The 20,798-nt window shown below is 46.0% G+C and carries 17 protein-coding genes and 1 other annotated feature; of the genes, 7 read left to right on the forward strand and 10 right to left on the reverse strand.

What is annotated here, in order from left to right:
* Positions 1 to 47: 47 nt before the first annotated feature.
* Both pnp and rpsO read right to left on the reverse strand, forming a co-directional pair.
* Complete coding sequence (gene pnp / locus GZK95_RS12265) at positions 48 to 2,177, reverse strand: polyribonucleotide nucleotidyltransferase (protein WP_075712971.1); 2,130 nt, start codon at positions 2,175 to 2,177, stop codon at positions 48 to 50.
* Between the two features lie 278 nt (positions 2,178 to 2,455).
* Positions 2,456 to 2,725 (reverse strand): 30S ribosomal protein S15, encoded by a 270-nt coding sequence (gene rpsO / locus GZK95_RS12270; RefSeq protein WP_075651391.1) that lies wholly within the window; start codon positions 2,723 to 2,725, stop codon positions 2,456 to 2,458.
* A gap of 384 nt (positions 2,726 to 3,109) precedes the next feature.
* Between rpsO and mtnN the strand changes: the two genes are divergently transcribed.
* The 4 genes from mtnN (at position 3,110) to GZK95_RS12290 (ending at position 6,352) form a co-directional block, all read left to right on the forward strand.
* The gene (gene mtnN / locus GZK95_RS12275; RefSeq protein WP_075711100.1) at positions 3,110 to 3,808 is read left to right on the forward strand and encodes a 5'-methylthioadenosine/S-adenosylhomocysteine nucleosidase; all 699 of its coding nucleotides are present in this window, start codon (positions 3,110 to 3,112) and stop codon (positions 3,806 to 3,808) included.
* A gap of 27 nt (positions 3,809 to 3,835) precedes the next feature.
* On the forward strand, positions 3,836 to 4,789 hold the full coding sequence (locus GZK95_RS12280; protein WP_075712969.1) for a cobalamin biosynthesis family protein: 954 nt from the start codon (positions 3,836 to 3,838) through the stop codon (positions 4,787 to 4,789).
* Complete coding sequence (btuF, locus tag GZK95_RS12285) at positions 4,789 to 5,607, forward strand: vitamin B12 ABC transporter substrate-binding protein BtuF (protein ID WP_075712967.1); 819 nt, start codon at positions 4,789 to 4,791, stop codon at positions 5,605 to 5,607. Before GZK95_RS12280 ends, btuF begins: the two co-directional genes overlap by 1 nt.
* A 124-nt stretch (positions 5,608 to 5,731) precedes the next feature.
* Positions 5,732 to 6,352, forward strand: coding sequence for a TRIC cation channel family protein (locus tag GZK95_RS12290; protein ID WP_075711106.1), 621 nt, complete (start codon positions 5,732 to 5,734; stop codon positions 6,350 to 6,352).
* Positions 6,353 to 6,450: 98 nt separating this feature from the next.
* Here the strand turns inward: GZK95_RS12290 and thrC are convergent, their stop codons facing one another.
* Genes thrC through thrA form a run of 3 tightly spaced genes read right to left on the reverse strand, consistent with a single transcriptional unit; the run spans position 6,451 to position 11,161 of the window.
* On the reverse strand, positions 6,451 to 7,734 hold the full coding sequence (gene thrC / locus GZK95_RS12295) for a threonine synthase (protein ID WP_075711108.1): 1,284 nt from the start codon (positions 7,732 to 7,734) through the stop codon (positions 6,451 to 6,453).
* A complete protein-coding gene (gene thrB / locus GZK95_RS12300; RefSeq protein ID WP_075712987.1) occupies positions 7,731 to 8,687 on the reverse strand; it encodes a homoserine kinase in 957 nt (318 codons plus the stop codon). Before thrB ends, thrC begins: the two co-directional genes overlap by 4 nt.
* A gap of 14 nt (positions 8,688 to 8,701) precedes the next feature.
* The gene (gene thrA, locus GZK95_RS12305) at positions 8,702 to 11,161 is read right to left on the reverse strand and encodes a bifunctional aspartate kinase/homoserine dehydrogenase I (RefSeq protein WP_075711110.1); all 2,460 of its coding nucleotides are present in this window, start codon (positions 11,159 to 11,161) and stop codon (positions 8,702 to 8,704) included.
* Between the two features lie 30 nt (positions 11,162 to 11,191).
* Positions 11,192 to 11,310 (reverse strand) — a sequence feature (Thr leader region).
* A gap of 269 nt (positions 11,311 to 11,579) precedes the next feature.
* Here thrA and GZK95_RS12310 point away from each other — a divergent pair.
* Entirely contained in the window at positions 11,580 to 12,032 is a 453-nt protein-coding gene (locus GZK95_RS12310; RefSeq protein WP_075711112.1) for a ribonuclease regulator, read from the forward strand.
* Between the two features lie 5 nt (positions 12,033 to 12,037).
* Here GZK95_RS12310 and GZK95_RS12315 read toward each other — a convergent pair whose 3' ends face one another.
* Both GZK95_RS12315 and GZK95_RS12320 read right to left on the reverse strand, forming a co-directional pair.
* The gene (locus tag GZK95_RS12315; RefSeq protein WP_075711114.1) at positions 12,038 to 12,523 is read right to left on the reverse strand and encodes a putative 4-hydroxy-4-methyl-2-oxoglutarate aldolase; all 486 of its coding nucleotides are present in this window, start codon (positions 12,521 to 12,523) and stop codon (positions 12,038 to 12,040) included.
* A 30-nt stretch (positions 12,524 to 12,553) separates the two neighbouring features.
* Positions 12,554 to 12,943 carry a DUF3293 domain-containing protein gene (locus GZK95_RS12320; RefSeq protein WP_075712963.1) on the reverse strand — a complete coding sequence of 130 codons (390 nt, stop codon included), beginning with the start codon at positions 12,941 to 12,943 and terminating at the stop codon, positions 12,554 to 12,556.
* Between the two features lie 324 nt (positions 12,944 to 13,267).
* Between GZK95_RS12320 and arcA the strand changes: the two genes are divergently transcribed.
* Positions 13,268 to 13,984 (forward strand): two-component system response regulator ArcA, encoded by a 717-nt coding sequence (arcA, locus tag GZK95_RS12325; protein ID WP_075651371.1) that lies wholly within the window; start codon positions 13,268 to 13,270, stop codon positions 13,982 to 13,984.
* A gap of 117 nt (positions 13,985 to 14,101) precedes the next feature.
* Here arcA and hldE read toward each other — a convergent pair whose 3' ends face one another.
* The 3 genes from hldE to GZK95_RS12340 form a co-directional block, all read right to left on the reverse strand.
* Positions 14,102 to 15,532, reverse strand: a complete 1,431-nt coding sequence (hldE, locus tag GZK95_RS12330; protein WP_075711118.1) for a bifunctional D-glycero-beta-D-manno-heptose-7-phosphate kinase/D-glycero-beta-D-manno-heptose 1-phosphate adenylyltransferase HldE — start codon at positions 15,530 to 15,532, stop codon at positions 14,102 to 14,104.
* Positions 15,533 to 15,621: 89 nt separating this feature from the next.
* A complete protein-coding gene (glnE, locus tag GZK95_RS12335) occupies positions 15,622 to 18,462 on the reverse strand; it encodes a bifunctional [glutamate--ammonia ligase]-adenylyl-L-tyrosine phosphorylase/[glutamate--ammonia-ligase] adenylyltransferase (protein WP_075712961.1) in 2,841 nt (946 codons plus the stop codon).
* Positions 18,463 to 18,601: 139 nt separating this feature from the next.
* Entirely contained in the window at positions 18,602 to 19,858 is a 1,257-nt protein-coding gene (locus GZK95_RS12340) for a methyl-accepting chemotaxis protein (protein WP_075711122.1), read from the reverse strand.
* A gap of 104 nt (positions 19,859 to 19,962) precedes the next feature.
* On the opposite strand from GZK95_RS12340, the gene GZK95_RS12345 reads away from it, so the two are divergent.
* Positions 19,963 to 20,784, forward strand: a complete 822-nt coding sequence (locus tag GZK95_RS12345) for a potassium channel family protein (RefSeq protein ID WP_075711124.1) — start codon at positions 19,963 to 19,965, stop codon at positions 20,782 to 20,784.
* Positions 20,785 to 20,798: the final 14 nt, after the last annotated feature.

Below are 20,798 nucleotides of genomic sequence, written 5' to 3' on the forward strand. Positions count from 1 at the left end.
CCCTTTATAGCATGCTTTTAGCCGACTAGGCTAATTAAGATACCAGATTACTCAGCGTCAGCCGCTGGCTTATCCGCTTCTTCTGCTGGCTTTTCAACCGCTTCTTTCATGCTTAGACGAACACGGCCCTGACGGTCAATCTCAAGTACTTTAACTTGAACTTCTTGGCCTTCAGTTAGGTAGTCAGAGACTTTCTCTACACGCTTCTCAGAGATTTGAGAAATGTGTACTAGACCATCTTTACCTGGCAGTACAGTAACGAATGCACCAAAGTCAGCTAGACGAGCAACTTTACCAGTGTAGATGCGACCTACTTCAACTTCAGCAGTGATCTCTTCGATACGACGGATAGCTTCTTGCGCCGCTGCACCTTCAGTTGCTGCGATCTTGATTGTGCCATCATCTTCGATTTCGATAGTTGTACCAGTCTCTTCAGTTAGAGCACGGATAACTGCACCACCTTTACCGATAACGTCTTTGATCTTCTCAGCGCTGATCTTCATTGTGTGAATACGCGGAGCGAACTCAGAGATATCTTCACGAGCACCAGAGATAGCTTCATCCATTACAGATAGGATGTGCTTACGTGCACCTTGCGCTTGGTTAAGAGCAATTTGCATGATCTCTTTAGTGATACCTTCGATCTTGATGTCCATTTGCAGTGCAGTGATACCAGTGTTAGTACCTGCTACTTTAAAGTCCATGTCACCTAGGTGGTCTTCGTCACCAAGGATGTCAGAAAGAACAACGAAGTCGTCGCCTTCTTTCACTAGACCCATTGCGATACCTGCAACAGACGCTTTGATTGGCACACCCGCATCCATAAGTGCTAGAGAAGTACCACATACAGAAGCCATTGAAGAAGAACCGTTAGATTCAGTGATTTCTGATACTACACGTACTGTGTATGGGAACTCATCTACAGATGGCATTACTGCAGCAATACCACGCTTAGCAAGTTTACCGTGACCAATTTCACGACGCTTAGGAGAACCTACAAAACCAGTTTCGCCTACACAGTATGGAGGGAAGTTGTAGTGTAGTAGGAAGTGGTCTTTACGCTCACCAGTTAGCTCGTCGATGATTTGAGCATCGCGCTGCGTACCAAGAGTCGCAGTAACTAGAGCCTGAGTTTCACCACGAGTAAATAGTGATGAACCGTGAGTACGTGGAAGAACACCAGTACGTACGTCTAGCGCACGAACCATGTCTTTTTCACGACCATCGATACGAGGGTTACCAGCAATGATGCTGCGACGTACCACTGTCTTCTCTAGGTCGTGGAAGATAGTGTGGATTTCTTTGGTGTTCGCTTCTGGATCTTCAGCAAGTAGCACTTCGTTTACTTCACCAGCGATCTCGTGGATGCGGTCGTAACGAGCCATCTTCTCTGTGATTTGGTAAGCTTCAACAAGTTTAGCTTCTGCTAGTTCAGCAATCTTGTTTACAAGCGCAGTGTTCTCTTCAGGAGCAACCCAGTTCCAAGCAGGAGTCGCAACTTCAGCTTTGAATTCGTTGATTGCTTTGATAACAGCTTGCTGTTGATCGTGACCAAACACTACTGCTGATAGCATTTCTTCTTCAGTTAGGTTGTCAGCTTCTGACTCAACCATTAGTACTGCAGATTCAGTACCCGCTACAACTAGGTCTAGCTTAGAAGTTTCTAGCTCAGTGTTGCTTGGGTTAAGAACTAGTTGGCCGTCGATATGACCAACACGTGCTGCACCGATAGGACCGTTGAACGGAATACCAGAGATAGCAAGCGCTGCAGATGTACCAATCATTGTTGGGATATCTGGTTGAACGTTAGGGTTTACAGACATTACTGTCGCAATAACCTGAACTTCATTTTTGAATGCATCTGGGAATAGAGGGCGAATTGGACGGTCGATTAGACGAGCAGTCAGTGTTTCACCTTCAGAAGGACGACCTTCACGCTTGAAGAAACCACCTGGAATTTTACCTGCTGCGTAAGTACGCTCTTGGTAGTTTACAGTTAGTGGGAAGAAATCTTGACCTTCTACCGCTTCTTTTTTACCTACTACAGATACGAATACCGCAGTATCGTCCATAGTAACCATAACAGCTGCCGTCGCTTGACGTGCAATTACGCCAGTTTCTAGAGTAACCGTGTGGTTACCGTACTGGAACGTTTTAACAACTGGTTTTTCGAACATTGTTAATCCTTGTTTCTAAGCAAAGCTCAGAGTATGTAAGTTATTTCCCAAGGCATTACGAATCGCGACTAGTGAAAAGAAACTGCTGTAAGTTCCCTTTTAATAGTCGCGACCTTTTGGTCGACGTGGTTGACTGTAATGCAATGAGCTATCGAGAAAATCCCGAAACGAGATTTCGCCGTGCGTAGTATAACGGCATTCGTTGAGTTTGGCTAAATTTAGCCAACAAAAAAGGGGCATATAGCCCCTTTTCTGACAAACTGCTAAGCAGTCGCTTATTAGCGACGTAGACCTAGACGAGCGATTAGGTCTTGGTAACGACCTAGATCTTTACCTTTTAGGTAGTCTAGAAGCTTACGACGGCGAGAAACCATGCGTAGTAGACCACGACGGCTGTGGTGATCGCCTTTGTGAGCTTTGAAGTGACCTTGTAGGTGGTTGATAGAAGCAGTTAGTAGTGCTACTTGTACTTCTGGTGAACCAGTGTCGCCTTCGCCACGTGCGTAATCTGCAACGATTGCTGCTTTAGTTTCTGCATTCAGAGACATAATTCTCTCCTAAATAAGAGTAGGTTAATATTTGTACCAGCCAATCTCTGATTCAGCCGGTACGAGGAGCGCGAATTATAGGGTATGTACAGAGGTTAAGCAATAGATTTTGCAAAGCTAGGCTTAGCAAAAAGAACGCGAAGCGAGCTTCGCTTTGAGAGTAGAGAATGTAAAGCTGTGCTTTGCTTCGAGAGTATAGAAATGTGAATAGGGAACGTTCAGTAACATGCTCAACTCATAGTAAGTATCAAATGCCCTACCCCCGCCTCTCGAATCGCGATTCTCAACTCTCGAAACTCCGCGTGAGCCGTGCGTTCCCATTCCCACCGTTTCTGGTACACTTACGCCATCAAAATCTAGCTATCTGAACAAACAGGATTCTCTATGAAAATCGGTATCATCGGCGCGATGGAACAAGAAGTTGCCATCCTTAAAGGCTCTATCGACAACTGCCAAGAAGTCACCAAAGCAGGTTGTACTTTCTTCTCTGGCCAACTAAACGGTGTTGAAGTGGTGCTACTTCAGTCTGGTATCGGTAAAGTGTCAGCGGCTGTCGGTACCGCTATCTTGCTTGAACAATACCAACCAGATGTTGTGATCAACACAGGTTCTGCCGGTGGTTTTGACTCAAGCCTAAACTTAGGTGACGTGGTTATCTCAACTGAAGTTCGCCACCACGATGCCGACGTTACTGCATTTGGTTACGAAATTGGTCAAATGGCGCAACAACCAGCGGCATTTATCGCAGACGAGAAACTGATGGATGTAGCCGAGCAAGCATTGGCACAAATGGAAGGTACGCACGCAGTACGCGGTCTAATTTGTACCGGTGATGCTTTTGTGGCGAGCGCAGAGCGTCAAGCATTCATTCGCACCCACTTCCCTTCTGTTATCGCAGTAGAGATGGAAGCGGCAGCCATTGCCCAGACTTGTCATCAGTTCAAAGTTCCATTTGTAGTCGTTCGTGCTATCTCTGACGTTGCAGACAAAGAAGCGGGTATGAGTTTTGATGAGTTCCTGCCACTTGCAGCAAAAAGCTCATCAGAAATGGTGGTGAAAATGGTTGAGCTATTAAAAGCTTAATCACTCAGTAAGCAGACTCTGATTCTCATGGACGATATTATTAATCAACTGCTTGCTCACAGTGCGCTTCTGGTTCTATGGGGCGCACTGCTTTGCAACTGGTTACTTCCTTTTCCCAGAGAAGCTCATCCAGCCATTTTGTGGCACAAATTCGCACAGCTGCTGGCAAGCAAAGTAAACTCACCAACCCATTATTCACAAAGTTTGATTTCAGGCACCTTAGCTTGGCTGTTGATGATGTTGCCAATGTTATTGGTACTTGGGGCATTAAAAACGCTTGTTTGGCAGCCACAACTATACGAGCTTGCGTTTCTTCTCCTTGCGCTTGATTGGCGTAATAACGACAAGTTTGCTAATCAGTTTACCCAGCGCCTTGCCGAAGAAAATTCATCGGCAGCCAAATTGCTCCTCGCCCCTCTCGTTAACCGTTCTACCGATACCTTATCTTTACTTGGGCTTGGCAAAGCGGGTTGTGAAACCTTAATCATGAGTTACGGACGCAATGTGGTCGCCGTGCTATTTTGGTACGCCATTGGCGGCGGGATTGGCGCCTTTATGTATCGAATGGCAATGGAGCTCGCTCGTGCTTGGTCTCCATCACGACCACAATTTATGCCATTTGGTATTCCAGCAATCAGAGCACTTGCCGTACTAGACTTTATCCCGCTGCGCCTCTTCGCACTGCTTGTCTTAGCGGGTAATGGCGCGAGCAATATTCTTACTCTGATTAAGCAGCAAGCTGCCTCATGGCCTCTGCCAGGACCTTCTTGGTTGCTAATTGCTTGCGGAGGTAAACTGGAATTATCATTAGCGGGCCCTGCTATTTATAGCGGCAAAAAAGCGGTACGCGCTAAGCTCGGCGGGCGTATTGCCCCCGCGGCTCTTCACTTTGCCCAATTACGTAAACTACTCATCAATCGTTTGTGGTTGTGGGTCGTCATTCAAAGCCTAGTCATGGGCGTCATATACCAAGGATTATAATGATTCGCATAGCTATACTGCTTCTATCTGTCAGCTTTTCTCTTCATGCGCAAACGATTGAGCGAGTCATTAGCTTAGCGCCCTCGGCGACCGAACTTGCCTATGCAGCGGGGTTAGGTGACAAACTGATTGCCGTTAGCGAGCGCTCTGATTACCCAGAGTTTGCTAAGGATTTAGAAAAAGTAGCCAACTATCAAGGGCTCAACATTGAACGAATCATAACCCTTCAGCCCGATCTTATCGTCGCATGGTCATCGGGCAATCCCAGTAAAGATTTGGCTAAGTTGCGTCAGTTCGGTTTTACGATTTATGAGTCGAATGCAGCGACATTGGAAGACATCGCCGTCAATATAGAAGAATTAAGCCAATACGCAGATGATCCAAGCTATGGCGAAAAAAATGCTCGTGAGTTTCGTCAGTCATTAGAACAACTTAAGCAGAAATATCATACGGAGCAATCTGTCAGCTACTTTTACCAGCTAAGTGAAAAGCCAATCATCACTGTGGCTAAGGGACATTGGCCGAGTGAAGTTTTCTCTTTTTGTGGTGGCGTCAATGTCTTTGCCAATAGTGCGGCATCTTATCCACAAGTGGGGCTAGAGCAGGTTCTACTGGCCAATCCCGAGGTAATTTTTACTTCTCGCCATGCCATCGAAAACTCGAAAATGTGGCAACCATGGCATGCACAGTTACAAGCATTACACAACCAGCACATTTGGACTTTGCAGTCCGACTGGATTAACCGACCAACGCAACGAACGCTGCTCGCGATAGAGCAAGTTTGTGAGCGATTCGAAACAGTCAGACAAAAGCGTTAACGGTTGCGTTGATTATCTCGTACTATGCTGCGCCGATTTTCATGACAACATACGTACCTAAGCGTCTACGGCTACTTGGGTATTAGCACAACATTTTTATTATAACTATTGAGATCCTAACAACATGGATTCCTTGTTAATTTATTTAGTTGACCAATTTGGCACTGCCATTTTTGCAATTTCTGGGGTTCTACTCGCTGGGCGACTTAAAATGGACCCTTTTGGGGTGATTGTTTTAGCCAGTGTGACGGCAATAGGTGGCGGCACCATTCGAGATATGGCATTAGGTGCCACACCGGTATTCTGGATCACTGATACCAACTATTTATGGGTTATCTTTATTACTTGTTTGGCGACAATGCTTATTGTTCGTCGACCTAAACGTCTAGCTTGGTGGATTTTGCCGGTTTGTGATGCGGTAGGGTTGGCGGTATTTGTTGGTATTGGTGTCGAAAAAGCGATGATGTACCAAGACTCAGCGTTGATCGCCATTATTATGGGCGTGATCACTGGCTGTGGCGGCGGCATTATCCGCGATGTACTCGCTCGTGAAGTCCCCATGGTACTTAGAAGTGAAGTTTACGCGACGGCATGCATTATTGGCGGGGCATTCCACACCACCGCACTGGCAATGGACTACAGCAACGATACCGCATTTCTAGTTGGGGTGATCTCAACGCTCGTTATTCGACTAGGAGCCATTCGCTGGCATTTATCATTGCCCATTTTTGCCTTGAATCGCTAGATAGAACCCACTGCGTTTTACGCAGTGCTTGGTAAGCCATTTATCGGCATTCCCAATTCCCGTATCCATTAAAAAAGGTCGCTTTCGCGACCTTTTCTCTATTTCTGAACTTTTCTCAGCACTTGCTTCAAGGCTTCAAAATCATTCGCGAGATCTTCTGATAGCAGTTCCATCGCAGCATGTTTCGCGAGTGGCGCAGGCAGTTCGATATCGCTCTGCAAAATATCATCAACGACTTCTTTGAACTTAGCAGGATGAGCGGTGCATAAGAACAGCCCAGTTTCACCTTCAGCAAGCTGCTCTTCAAGTACACGGTATGCTATCGCACCATGTGGCTCACACAGATAACCGAGTTGATTTAGCTCGCGTACTGATGCGGCACTCTGCTCGTCTGTAACAGCGCCTTTACCCAATGTATCTAATCCCCAGCCTTTCAGCTGACAAAGCTCTTCAATACGCGGCCAGTTATTTGGCTGGCTGACATCCATTGCATTCGATGTCGTTGCGATAGTCGGCTTAGGCTCCCATTGTCCAGTGGCTAAGTAGCGCGGCACTGTATCATTGACATTGGTTGCGGCGATAAAGCGTTTAACTGGCAAGCCCATCGCTTTGGCTAATAGACCGGCGGTTAAATTACCAAAGTTGCCACTTGGTACAGAGACCACAAGGTTTTCACGCTGCTGCTTAGTCAGTTGTGAAGCCGCCTCAAAGTAGTAGCAAATCTGCGCCATTAGGCGGCTAATGTTGATTGAGTTTGCTGAGTTTAAACCAATCTCTTGGCGTAACTGTGCATCATCAAAGGCTTGTTTCACTAGTGCCTGACAAGCATCGAAGTCACCATCAATAGCAACAGTGTGGATATTCTTACCTAGAGTACAAAAGAGCTTTTCTTGTAATGGGCTGATCTTGCCTTTCGGATACAAAATCACCACATTAATATCTTCCATGCCATAGAATGCATGAGCAACCGCAGCGCCTGTGTCGCCGGAAGTTGCAGTCAAAATCGTGATCTTTCCACCGTCAGAAACTGCGGCAAGAGACTGGGCCATAAAACGGCCGCCAAAGTCTTTAAACGCTAATGTTGGACCGTGGAATAGCTCTAGCGCATATACGCCAGATTTAACCTGCTTAATAGGAGCAGGGAATTGAAATGCAGCATCAACCATGGCATTGACTTGCTCTGTTGCAAGTTCATCACCAATTAGAGCCGATAAAATTTTGGTGCTACGCGCGACAAAGTCTTCATCGAGCAGCGCATCAACATCATCAAACTGTGGGAGTTGTGATGGAAAAAATAGGCCTTGATTACGACCTAGCCCTTGGCGCACGGCTTGGCCAAAAGAGACTTGTTCATCATTTTCTTTAATATTATAAAGCTTCATAGCTCACTTCCTGTCACAATCGAACCTTGCTTATCTAAACGACAAACATGAACGAATCCTTCTTCATTTTGTACGTAATTTTGTTCGAGCCATCGAGCAACACGCTCCGCGATATCTTTCTCTTTGCAGATACTAAACAGCGTTGGTCCACTACCAGAGATCCCAGTAGCGAGCGCACCTGCTGATGTCGCGTATTGACGGGCATCAGCAAAACCGGGCAACAGTTTCTCACGATATGGTTCTGCGATCACGTCTTTGATCATTTTTGCAGCAAGTTCCGGTTGATTCGAATGGCAAGCATGGACGAATCCGGCAAGGTTGCGCCCGTGTGCAATCACGTCTTGGCGGCGGTATTGTGAAGGCAGAATAGCGCGAGCTTCTGCCGTGGAAACTTTAATCCCTGGGTAGGCCATTACCCAGTACCATTCATCAAAACACGGCACTTCTTGGCTGATAATCCCCAACTCTTCCAGCATTAACTGCAAACCACCAAGATAACACGGTGCGACATTATCGTAGTGCACGCCTCCGGAGATTCGACCTTCCATTTCTCCCATCAATGCCAGCAGTTCCATCTCATTCAGTGGCTCACCGTGGAATCGATTTAGGGCGTCTAGCGCAGCAACGATCGAACAAGCGCTCGAGCCTAACCCTGACCCTATCGGCATGTTCTTTTCGAGGGTCATTGCCACGGGCAATAACTCCTCACCTTTGCGGTCTAATTCGCGGGCAAAGACCCGCCAACAATCGTAAACAATATTCTCTTTAGGATCCGTCGGAAGCTTAGCAACAAAACTGCCCGCAGTATTTAGAGAAAAGGCATCACTGCCTTGACTGACCAATACTCGATCACCCAGTAACGTGCCGTCGATTGGCGAAACGGCGGCACCCAACACATCAAAACCAACACTGACATTACCAATCGACGCTGGTGCATACACCACTACATCCATACCACGACTCATGGTTATACCCCCAGTTTCCAGCCGAGTGTACGCATCACATCGGCAAACACGCCTGCCGCGGTGACTTCAGTACCAGCACCATAGCCACGCAACACTAGTGGGATTGGGTTGTAGTAACGGCTGTAGAACGCCAGCGCATTTTCACCATCTTTAATCTTAAACATTGGGTCATTCTCATCCACTGCCGCGATACTCACACGACATTGACCGTCTGCAATTTCGCCAACATAGCGCAATACTTTGCCTTCTTGACGAGCTTTTGCCGTTAGCTCTTGGAAGTAGGCATCCGCTTCCGGCAGGCGCTGCATAAACTCATCAACACTGCCTGAATCATCAAAGCCCGGTGGCAATGCTTGGTCGACAACGACGTCTTCTAGCTCCAACGCCATCCCCGCTTCACGCGCAAGGATAAGCAGCTTACGAGCTACGTCCATACCGGATAAATCATCACGAGGATCAGGTTCAGTAAAGCCATTATCTTTAGCAATGTTCGTCGCTTGGCTCAGGCTCATCCCTTCATCTAGCTTGCCAAAAATATATGAAAGTGACCCAGACAAGATGCCACTGAAACGCTCAAGCTCATCACCTGCAGCAATTAGGTTTTGCAGGTTCTCAATCACTGGAAGTCCAGCCCCAACGGTAGTTTCATACATCAACTTACGACGTGAGCTACGAGCGACATTACGTAATTGATGGTAGTAAGACATGCTAGCAGTATTGGCTTTCTTGTTTGGGGTTACCACGTGGAAACCTGCAGCAAGGAAGTCGGCATATTGATCGGCTATAACCTCACTGGAAGTACAGTCCACCAATACAGGGTTAATGATGTGGTTGCGTTGCACTAGTGACTTAAGGCTGGCAAGACTAAATTGCTCTGAGGCGCCATTTAGGCGGTCACGCCAATGTTCTAGCGGCAGCCCTTGACCATCGAGCAATACACCTTTGCTGTTCGCCAATCCACACACTCGCAACACGATGCCTTTATCTGCCAATTTTCCCTGTTGACGTTGGATCTGATCGACCAACTCACCACCGACACCACCAACACCGACGACAAATACATCAAGGAAATGTTTGGAGTTAAATAGGTTTTCGTGACAAGCCTTGATCGCTTCAGAAATTTTACCTTCAGGGATAACCGCAGAAATCGCTCGCTCAGAAGATCCTTGCGCGATGGCCACAATATTAACGTTAACCTCTGCCAATGATGCGAAGAACTGCGATGCAACCCCGCGTGACGTGCGCATACCGTCTCCGACTAGCGTCACGATAGCAACGTTATCAATGTATTCAACTGGCTCAAGTAACCCATCTTTCAACTCGAGTTCAAAGGCTTCTTTCAGTGCCAGCTCTGCACGAGCTTTGTCTTCAGCTTCAATACAGAAGCTGATGCTGTATTCAGAAGATGATTGTGTAATCAGTACAATTGATACGCCAGCTGATGACATCGCCCCAAAAACTCGGCTTGCCATACCGACCATGCCCTTCATGCCAGGTCCTGAAACGTTAACCATGGTCAGGTCATTCAGTGTCGTAATACCTTTAATCGCCAGTTTGTCTTCACCGCTATCTTGACCAATCAGCGTGCCAGCACCTTGCGGGTTAAAGCTGTTTTTGATTAAGCATGGAATTTGGAACTGGGCAATGGGAGCGATGGTTTTCGGATGCAGTACCGAAGCACCAAAGTAAGAAAGCTCCATCGCTTCTTGATAACTCAATGATTTGAGTAAGCGCGCATCCGCCACTAAACGAGGGTCACAGTTATAAACACCGTCAACATCCGTCCAGATCTCACAACACTCTGCACGTAGACACGCAGCCAAAACTGCCGCCGAGTAGTCTGAGCCGTTGCGACCTAGCGTCACCAGCTCGCCTTTTTCATTACCAGCGGTAAAGCCGGGCATAATATTGACGTGGCCTTGTGGAAGCGGCTTCGCGCGGAAGTTCTCAGTCGACAGTTCTACATCAACTAACGCTTCAAGGTGTTCACCGCTCGCCAGTAAATACTCTACAGGGTCAATCAAGCTCGCAGCCTGCCCTTTCGCTTCTAAGACCGCTTTCATCAATTGAATTGAGACGCGCTCTCCTTTACTGATAATACGGGCGTTAACGTTGTCAGGACACATACCGAGCAACTTAATACCATTCACGAACTGGCGCAGTTGAGACAGTGACGCTTTGAGTTGATGGTTATAGCCACTAGGATCAAGATTCGGCAACGTTTGCTGAACTTCTGCCAATAGGCCGCGGAATAAATCCTCAATTTCAGCAATTTGCATTTCGGCATCACTGCCTTTTAGTGCAGCTTCAATCACTGCGACAAGTTTATTGGTGGTTTTGCCGGGGGCTGAAAGCACCACCGCGACTTCTTCTTGCTGTGCATTGTTGGCAATGATATCTGCCGCTCTCAAAAAGCGGTCAGCGTCCGCCAGTGATGAACCACCAAATTTTAAAACTCGCATCCCTTCCTCCGAATTCTCGATAAATTGGTATAAAAAAAGGCCTGTTCCATTTGGGATACAGGCCTTTTTTTGAATTTCTTACGCTTAGCAGCCTGCCCCAACGCGTGTCGTGTCGGTAATAATAATGGTTGTGGTCATTACGTTTAGGCTGTCAAATTGCATGGTTAAATATCTAATATGTGATTGCTTACTGATACGTTTACCTTATTTCCCAACATTTAGTCAACGAAAACTTTGTTTTTTAAGCTGAGAAATTACCCAAACTGGTGAGTTTATCGAGCAATTCTTGCTTGGAAACAGAACAGATATAGCAACTTTGATCATCTTTCGTTAAAAAACACACCTAGTTCTTTAGTTTTATGCTTTAATTGAGTATGCAGTGGATGTATAGACCAAGTAACATGGATTGAGGCGGCGTATGAAAAAACTAATTAGCCTGACTCTAGCCTTGCTTAGTTGCGGGGTGAGTGCTGCCGATCTTCCAAAACTGCAATTCACTCCAGATGAGTCTCCTCACAGAATGTTCCTATCAACCGACAGCAACAAGAACAGTTATGATTCTTGGACAATCGAAAGTGGGTATGCCTACAGTCTGTTTGACAAAGTCGACGTGTACGTGGGCACACGAATGGAGCAAAATAAAGAGAGTGGTTTTTTAAGCGGTTTAAGCTATCAAATCTCTCCCAAGCTATCGCTGAAAAGTTCGCTGCACTCTTATACCGATGAGAAAGCCCCACTAGGTCAAGAAAGTGGTATTGCCGCTGAAGTTTCAAGCCGTGTGCATCTTACTGAACATTTAGATTTGCACGCCACTCTCGATTATCAAGAGTGGCAGCAGGGTTTCGAAGTCGGTATCGGATTTCGTTTCTAGGGCCGTTAATTCCAGTTCAGCAATTCATTAGAAGTGAGTACGCCATTCCAGTCTGCGTAGATGTAATCGCCAGGCTTAATCAATTGATTACTGATGGTTAGCATCACATTGATTTCACCCGCTCCACGCTTTTCTGTCTTCAATGGACAAGTACCGAGAGCTTGAACACCTAGGTCCATTTCCGCGATCATTGCGGCATCACGAATCGCACCGTTGACAATTACGCCTTCCCAATTGTTTTCGATAGCGAGAATAGCCAGTTGATCGCCTAGCAAAGCGCGTTGACACGAACCATTGCCATCCACGACTAAAACTTTACCCGTACCATCACTTCCTAGTACTTCCCGTACTTTTGAATTGTCATGATAACAACGCACAGTGACAATCTGTCCCCAAAATGCGGTTCTATGCCCAAAGTTGCTTAGTGGTAAGTTTACGTAATTTATGTGACTTTCAAACTTGTCACAAATATCAGGTGTTATGTCTCTCATGTCTTCCTCCATGAATTGAAATTAATATCCTTATTTGATCCTATGTCGCCATTCCCCTAGGTTAATTTTTGTTCTATCTGGCAGGCAAGATAACAAATAGAGTTGGTCATCTTGAACAAAGTAGATAGCATTCTGCTGATATTTTTGTCCAAGCTCAATAGCTAAATTGATGGGAATTGGGCTGGCGAAACTCTCTTCACACCATGAGAAATCCACATTGCCTACCACAACAATGGCGAAATTATGTAGCGCCAGATCACACTGCAAACATCTATTTCTTATAAGGTTTTCTTGATCTGGTAGCCTCTGACTTTCCGGATTATTCGCCGTAACTATCACAAAATCGCCAGTTGGAATTGTATTTTCAAATTTGAAGTATGGATCACAGTAAGCTTTCCAAAAATGAGCATCTATCATCATATAACCAATATATTTACAACTGTCATTTACTATTAATATCTGTTACAAAGAATCTCTTGATATAAATCAACAAAGTGAATGGAATTAACATTTGAGCATTGTTAGCATGCTGTTAACTCTATAAAATCCGAGTCAAACGCCTAATAGTATGAATGAGGATAAGGAACCTCTTCTGAAAGAAAGTAACACCAAGGATGGCGGGCATGTAAAGAACGGTTTTTTTATAGTCTTTGGTTTATTGTCAAAATCAATTACCTGTAAGTAATGTTTTTGCCTAGAATTTATTCTATTAGCACATTTGTTTCACAAGTTTAGGTAACGCCAATGCAAACCCCGCAGATTCTTATCGTTGAAGATGAGCAAGTAACTCGTAACACACTAAAGAGTATTTTTGAAGCAGAGGGATACGCTGTTTTCGAAGCCAGTGACGGTGAAGAGATGCACCAGATTTTGACTGAAAGTCAAATCAACTTGGTGATCATGGATATCAACCTTCCAGGTAAAAATGGTCTGTTGCTAGCACGCGAACTTCGTGAGCAAGCTAACGTAGCACTAATGTTCTTGACTGGCCGCGACAACGAAGTCGATAAAATCCTTGGCCTTGAGATCGGTGCAGATGATTACATCACTAAACCATTTAACCCACGTGAGTTGACGATTCGTGCACGTAACCTACTAAACCGCTCAATGAACTCTAGCTCAGTTCAAGAAGAAAAGCGTAGCGTTGAAAAATACCAATTCAACGGTTGGGTGCTTGATATTAACAGCCGCTCATTGGTTAGCCCTGATGGCGATAGCTACAAGCTTCCTCGCTCAGAGTTCCGTGCACTACTGCACTTCTGTGAGAACCCAGGCAAAATCCAGACTCGTGCTGATCTACTGAAAAAAATGACTGGTCGTGAGCTTAAACCGCATGACCGTACTGTTGACGTAACTATTCGTCGTATTCGTAAGCACTTTGAATCAGTATCTGGTACACCAGAAATCATCGCGACTATTCACGGTGAAGGCTACCGCTTCTGCGGTGAGCTAGAAGATTAATCTTCAATTATTTTAAGAAAGGAGCCTAATGGCTCCTTTTTCATTTTCAGCGCTCTCGGAAGTAAAAAAAACGCCCATCGAAGATGAGCGTTTGATTGGGGTCTGCGTCAGGTTGAACTAACCTTTGCCACCTTTAATCGCGTTGATGATTTCACTGGTTGAACAGCCATCTTCAAAGTTAAGCACTTTAACTTCACCACCGTTAGCAATCACTTCTTTACCACCAGCAATCTCTTCTGGTTTGTAATCACCACCTTTAACCAATAAGTCAGGCAGAACTTCAGCAATTAAACGCTGCGGTGTATCCTCACCAAATGGAACCACCCAATCCACTGCACCAAGGCCAGCAAGAACGGCCATACGGCGATCTGTCGGGTTAACCGGACGACCAGGTCCTTTAAGACGTTTCACTGACTCATCCGTGTTTACAGCAACAATCAGGCGATCACCTAATTCTGCGGCGTGGTTAAGGTAAGAAACATGACCCGCATGTAGAATGTCGAAACAACCGTTCGTCATCACCACTTTCTCACCGCGTTCTTGTGCCTTTTTCACCGCTTCAATTAAAGCCGCTTCTGAAATCACACCAAAATCGGTGTCGTGGCTACCATGAATCGCTTCTGCCAGTTCAATAGTCGAAAGCGTTGATGTGCCTAGTTTACCCACAACAACACCCGCTGCAGCGTTAGCTAAAGCACATGCTTGATCTAGCGGTTTGCCAGCAGAAACAGAGGCTGCCAATACAGAAATAACCGTATCGCCCGCACCAGTTACATCGAACACTTCTTTGGCTTGAGTTGGTAAGTGGAACGGCTCTTGTCCACGACGGATCAACGTCATGCCATTTTCACTGCGTGTCACCAACAGCGCTTCGAAGTCATACTGTTCAATCAGACCGAGCGCTTTATCAATCAAATCTTGTTCTGATTTAACTTTACCCACTACCAGTTCAAATTCAGCCATGTTTGGCGTCAACAGCGTTGCACCACGGTAGCGTTCAAAATCTGCCCCTTTAGGGTCGATGAATACTGGAACATTTGCTGCACGAGCTTTTTGAATAAACTGTTGCACGTGTTCAAGCGCACCTTTGGCGTAATCTGACAACACCACCGCTTTTACTTTCGGTAATGCATGGTCCATTCGGTCTAGAATCAGTTCAGGGTCAACACCTTCGAACGGTTCTTCAAAATCTAGACGAATTAACTGCTGACCACGACTCAGTACACGTAACTTAGTAATGGTTGGCAAGTTTGGTAGTGATACGAAGTCACATTTCACTTTTAACGCCGACAATGTCTCATTGAGGACTTTAGCTGGCTCATCAATCCCTGTTAAACCAACGATATGAGCATGTCCACCCAGTGAGGCAATATTCATTGCTACGTTTGCAGCACCACCCGGACGCTCTTCGTTGTTTTCGACTTTCACTACTGGCACTGGCGCTTCTGGCGAGATGCGCCCTGTTGGACCATACCAGTAACGGTCTAGCATTACGTCACCAATAATTAGCACACCCGCTTGACTGTAGTCAGGTAGGATTGGTTTCATCATGTAACTCCACTATTTAATTCATGACAAAGTTTATCATAGCCCCTAAACGGGCTAAACCTTTAGATTCTTTACCCAGCAAGATAACGCTAGCCTAACCATTGTTGCCATGTATCGACCACGAGTTGGCGCTCTTGAGTGAATTTTTCGTCAGCCACATCCGCATCTAAGTTAAGCAAATTGCGTCGATGGATTTGGTCACGCATTGATGTGTAAGCGTTTGTCACTGCTAACGCTTGCCCTTCATCCATAATGCCTTGTGCAATCAAAGATTCAAAGATACGCACATTGTCAGACCACCGAGTTAGCTTCGGTTTTTGATGGCTAAAATTGAGCACCAGATATTGAGCAAGAAACTCGATATCAGTAATGCCGCCAGGGTCTTGTTTAAGCATAAACCGCCCAGCTTTCTTGCCTCCTAAATGGTCACGCATTTTGCTGCGCATATCGACCACTTGCTGCTTCAATTGTTGTGGCTCGCGCTCTAAACAGAGAATCGAATGTCGGATCTCATGAAACGCTTTTTGCAATGGCTCATCACCATAGATCATCCGCGCTCGAACCAAAGCTTGATGCTCCCAAGTCCATGCCTCGGTACGTTGATATTCTTCGAATGCATCAGTTGGACTGACTAAGAGACCCGAGGCTCCTGATGGACGTAAGCGAGTGTCCACTTCGTATAGAATGCCTGATGCGGTGCGGGTTGAGAAAATATGGATAATGCGCTGCGCCAATCGCAAATAAAACTGGCGTCCATCAATATCTTTCTTGCCGTCAGTATACGCACTGACAGGGCAATCATGCATAAACACGATATCAAGGTCAGAGTTATAACCAAGCTCCCATCCACCAACTTTACCATAGCCGACCACAGCAAAACCCTTACCTTCACGGTCTTTAAGATGGTTAGGCTGGCCATATTTCGCCACCATCTGCTGCCAAGCTTGATTCACGACACACTCAACAATCGCTTCAGATAAATAGGTTAAGTGATCACTTACTTTCATCACAGGAAGTACACCTGCGATATCCGCAGCAGCGATACGCAAAATACAGATTTGCTTAAACTGACGCAAAGCTTCCATCTGTTGCTCCATGTCATCTTCTGGAATACGCGCTAGATAATCACGTAACTCCGTGCGATATGACGTTAACGGAATTGGGTTGTACAGGTGCTGCGGGTCAATCAATTCATCCAATAGGATAGGGTAACGTCCAAGCTGCTCCGAAATCATCGGGCTGGCGGTGCACAACCGCACTAGTTGGGTCAGTGCTGCGCTATGTTCATCCAGCAACTCTAAGTAAGTCGTACGCGTAACAATTCGATGCAGTAAGTGGAGCACTCTCGGCAAGCCAAATTGTGCATCAGGGTGAGCAAATATCGCTTCAAACATCTTTGGCATTAATCGATTGAGCACTTCTCGACCTCGTGGTCCAAGAGTCTTTTTCGCCAAATCTTGTTTAAAACTAATTATGGTTTTCGCCATACTTTCCGGCTCTGCCACTTGGAGATCATTGACTAAGATGTTTTCAATCACATCACTGTGTTGTGCCATGTCCCAAAGCTCACTGAAGTGTTTTGCCACTTCTCCATGCTCTTCTTCATCATCTCCAATCAAGTGGGTAAATACGTTGTGAACATTCGCCATATTGAGCTGAACTTGCTCAAGCAATTGATCCCATTGTGAATACCCCATCGCAACCGCCAATTGCAATTGCTCAACCTCGCCATCAGGTAACGTTTGGGTCTGCTTGTCAGCCATAGCTTGCAGTAAGTTTTCCAACCGACGTAAGAAACGATAAGCGGTGCGCAAATGCACGACCTCTTCTTTTTTCAGCAATTCCAGCTCTTCGATAGCATCAAGCGTGACCAATAGTCCTCGTTGACGCAGACTCGGTTCGCGTCCGCCACGAATCAGTTGAAATACCTGCGCGATAAACTCGACTTCACGAATACCACCAGCGCCGAGTTTGATGTTGTTACTCAGCCCACGACGACGCACCTCACTGCTGATCATCGACTTCATTCGACGTAGTGATTGAATGGCACTGAAATCGATATAACGACGGAACACAAATGGACGCAGCATTTGACGCAGCTCCTGATACTCAGGATACATCTCACGCCCCATGACTCGCGCTTTAATCATCGCATAGCGTTCCCAGTCTCGCCCTTGCTCCTGATAGTAATCTTCCAGCGCCGCATAGCTCATGACTAAAGGCCCGCTGTCACCAAATGGGCGGATACGCATATCAACTCGGTAGCAAAAACCATCAAAGGTTTGCTGATCGAGCGCCTTGATAATCCGCTGTCCTAGGCGAGTAAAAAACTGTGCATTGGCAATGCTGCGACGTGCGCCTTGAGTTTCGCCATTCTCTGGATAGGTAAAAATCAGATCAATATCCGATGAGAAGTTCAGTTCGCCACCACCTAATTTACCCATACCAATAATCAACATAGGCTGTGCTTCACCTTGTTCATTACAAGGGGTGCCATAGAGTTCACAACAGGCTTGATATTGCCATTGATAGGTTTCAAAGATCATCGCTTCAGCAAGTTGCGAAACGTGTTCCAAGCTCTCTTCCAAACTCCAAGATGCAGAAAAATCACGCCAAGCAATATAAGCCATTTCACGATTTCTAAACTGACGCAAGACGCGCTGGCCACTCATTTCATCGCTGCATCCCATCAACTGCTCAGATAGCAATTGTCGATATAAACTCACTCGCTCTGATTGCGCTAACATCGCAGGCAATTCCGTACGAAGTTGCTCATCTTTTGCCAAAACATCAATAACAAATTGGCTCAGTCCGGCGACATATTCAAGTTGGTGATAAACATCTTCTGGCCACTGCTGATCTAAGTGGTAATGCGCTAAGTTTTCCAATGCAGACTGCGATATCGAGTTGAGAGATGAAGGCAACGGCATGATTCTTCCTTGTAGATGAAAGCTGTGTTTAAACTGGGTCAACGGCCCGTTTGATATGTGCGCTTAGTTATAACAAACTTTAGCCAATAAAAAACGCCTGCTAATCAATAGCAGGCGTTTATTCATTCAGTCTGTGAGATCACACCTTGAACGAGGCGATTTTGGTATCCAGCTCTTCGGCATTTTTCTGCATGATCTCAGACGTTTCGAGCAGCTCCGTCACCACGGTCACCGAGGCTTCAACCAGTTCACGAACATTGGTTAGGTTCTGGCTCATCTCTTCTGCCACACTGCTTTGCTGACCTGCAGCGGTAGCAATTTGGAAGTTCATATCATTAATTTGGTTAACTTGCGTCACAATGCCATCGAGCTCACTACCTGCATTGGTCACCAACTCAACGCCCTCTGCTGCCTCAACAACACTTTTCTCCATTAACTCAACCGCAGAGTTAGCACTGCTTTGCAGTTGTGAAATCATTTCCTGAATCTCAACGGTTGCTTGTTGAGTACGCTGGGCAAGATTACGCACTTCATCTGCAACCACGGCAAAACCGCGGCCAGCTTCACCCGCACGCGCCGCTTCAATCGCGGCATTCAGTGCCAATAAGTTTGTTTGCTCAGAAATTCCCTGAATGGTACCTACCACACTGCCAATTTTATCGACGCTCTCTTCAACTTGGTTGACCGCCTGCGCTGACGCAGCAATATCTTGCGACAGTTCGCTAATTTTACCTACCGTATCCTGAACGAAACGCTGCCCCGTCGCAGCTTGAGTCGAGGCACTCTCTGTCAACGATGAGGCATTTTGTGCGTGACCTGCCACTGTTTGTACCGTTGACGTCATTTCGTTCATCGCCGTTGCCAACTGATCGATTTCTTCAAACTCTTCTTCGGCCGATTCTTTCGTTTCCGACATACTTAACGTCATCACTTCCGTTAGGCCTGCCAGCTCTTGCGAAGAACTCACTTGAGTTTTAATCAGATCTTGCAGTTGCGCTCTGGTTTTTTCTAACTCACGTGCAACGTCACCATATTCATCGCGGCACTCTAGACGTACCACCGTTGATAAGTCACCACTTGCCATGCGTTTAATGGCTGCGCTGAGGTACTGAGTTTGACGCAGCATGATCCGCGCTGCAAAAAGAAGAACAAAGACAAATACGCCAATTAAGGCCATGGTCTGCCATACAACATCAACCAAATATGCTTCATAGTGTTCACGTGCGACGGCAGCATTGCCGGTTGCCGCAAGAAGTGAGTCGTAGAACGTCTCTGCGTCCCATAGTTGCTTGCCGATGATCAGTAAGGTACTGAACACCATCAGCATGGCCATCTTAGGGACGAGACGAATATCCGTAATCACTCGTTCCCATGGCTTAAATGCCATTGTTGTCATTGTTAGTTCTCCACTAAGTCATGTAATCTTTCTACAGCAGCGAAAAGAGCCTTCTAAAAAAATGGTTCTTTTGTATTAGTATCTATATTTATTTCGAGCCTCGTATGAATAGAAATGATATCAAAGACGAAACCAAACCGATGAGCTTGCTGTCACTAATTCTGTCATTCATGGCACTATTTGTGATATCTGCGTTACTGTTTTTTCCTATTAAAACCGAGACACGTCAAATTTTAATCGGCTTGGACTTCGTCATCTGTAGTATTTTTCTTCTACAACTAACGATTGATTTGATCCGCTCCGCAAACAAAAGGCTGTTTTTGAAAAAACACTGGATAGATTTCATCGCCAGTGTGCCGATGATCGAACCACTGCGCTTCGCACGGATTTTTCATATTTTGCGAGTCATCTTGGTGATTCGCTCGAGCCGCAGTATCGTCAAGCAAGTGTTGAGTAATCGAAAAGAGACCACTATCGCGTCAATCCTGTTGCTTTTAGTGGTGTTACTCACTCTGGGATCGAGCGTGATGCTATTTGTTGAGGGACATTCACCTGACGCCAATATCACCTCTGGGGCAGACGCCCTGTGGTGGGCACTCGTGACTATATCGACGGTTGGCTATGGGGATCATTATCCTGTAACTGAGCTAGGTAAAATCGTCGCGGCAGCGATTATTCTTTGTGGTGTGGGGTTGTTCGGTATGATTTCCGGCTTGATTACCTCGGTCATCACCTCGCCAAGTAAGATGCAGGCGCTAAAAGCAGAACAAAAAGAAAAACAAATGCTAATGCTGTTAGAACAGCAACAAGTCATCTTACAACGACTAGAGAAGCTGGAAAGAAAGATGAGCAAAGATATTGATAAGCTGCATCAAAACTGCGGTGACGCTTCTCATAAGGAAAACCACCACCACGACCAGTCGTAATGCGGCTAACCGGC

Source organism: Vibrio panuliri, assembly GCF_009938205.1.
Taxonomy (GTDB): Bacteria; Pseudomonadota; Gammaproteobacteria; order Enterobacterales; family Vibrionaceae; genus Vibrio; species Vibrio panuliri.

What these genes read in the sequence shown, in the direction of transcription:
- GZK95_RS12315 (WP_075711114.1), bottom strand. Translation starts at nt 12,523, where the DNA reads ATGAGAGACATAACACCTGATATTTGTGACAAGTTTGAAAGTCACATA.
- hldE (WP_075711118.1), bottom strand. Translation starts at nt 15,532, where the DNA reads ATGAAACCAATCCTACCTGACTACAGTCAAGCGGGTGTGCTAATTATT.
- GZK95_RS12290 (WP_075711106.1), top strand. Translation starts at nt 5,732, where the DNA reads ATGGATTCCTTGTTAATTTATTTAGTTGACCAATTTGGCACTGCCATT.
- GZK95_RS12345 (WP_075711124.1), top strand. Translation starts at nt 19,963, where the DNA reads ATGAATAGAAATGATATCAAAGACGAAACCAAACCGATGAGCTTGCTG.
- GZK95_RS12320 (WP_075712963.1), bottom strand. Translation starts at nt 12,943, where the DNA reads ATGATGATAGATGCTCATTTTTGGAAAGCTTACTGTGATCCATACTTC.
- btuF (WP_075712967.1), top strand. Translation starts at nt 4,789, where the DNA reads ATGATTCGCATAGCTATACTGCTTCTATCTGTCAGCTTTTCTCTTCAT.
- pnp (WP_075712971.1), bottom strand. Translation starts at nt 2,177, where the DNA reads ATGTTCGAAAAACCAGTTGTTAAAACGTTCCAGTACGGTAACCACACG.
- arcA (WP_075651371.1), top strand. Translation starts at nt 13,268, where the DNA reads ATGCAAACCCCGCAGATTCTTATCGTTGAAGATGAGCAAGTAACTCGT.
- glnE (WP_075712961.1), bottom strand. Translation starts at nt 18,462, where the DNA reads ATGCCGTTGCCTTCATCTCTCAACTCGATATCGCAGTCTGCATTGGAA.
- GZK95_RS12310 (WP_075711112.1), top strand. Translation starts at nt 11,580, where the DNA reads ATGAAAAAACTAATTAGCCTGACTCTAGCCTTGCTTAGTTGCGGGGTG.
- rpsO (WP_075651391.1), bottom strand. Translation starts at nt 2,725, where the DNA reads ATGTCTCTGAATGCAGAAACTAAAGCAGCAATCGTTGCAGATTACGCA.
- GZK95_RS12340 (WP_075711122.1), bottom strand. Translation starts at nt 19,858, where the DNA reads ATGACAACAATGGCATTTAAGCCATGGGAACGAGTGATTACGGATATT.
- thrA (WP_075711110.1), bottom strand. Translation starts at nt 11,161, where the DNA reads ATGCGAGTTTTAAAATTTGGTGGTTCATCACTGGCGGACGCTGACCGC.
- thrC (WP_075711108.1), bottom strand. Translation starts at nt 7,734, where the DNA reads ATGAAGCTTTATAATATTAAAGAAAATGATGAACAAGTCTCTTTTGGC.
- GZK95_RS12280 (WP_075712969.1), top strand. Translation starts at nt 3,836, where the DNA reads ATGGACGATATTATTAATCAACTGCTTGCTCACAGTGCGCTTCTGGTT.
- thrB (WP_075712987.1), bottom strand. Translation starts at nt 8,687, where the DNA reads ATGGATGTAGTGGTGTATGCACCAGCGTCGATTGGTAATGTCAGTGTT.
- mtnN (WP_075711100.1), top strand. Translation starts at nt 3,110, where the DNA reads ATGAAAATCGGTATCATCGGCGCGATGGAACAAGAAGTTGCCATCCTT.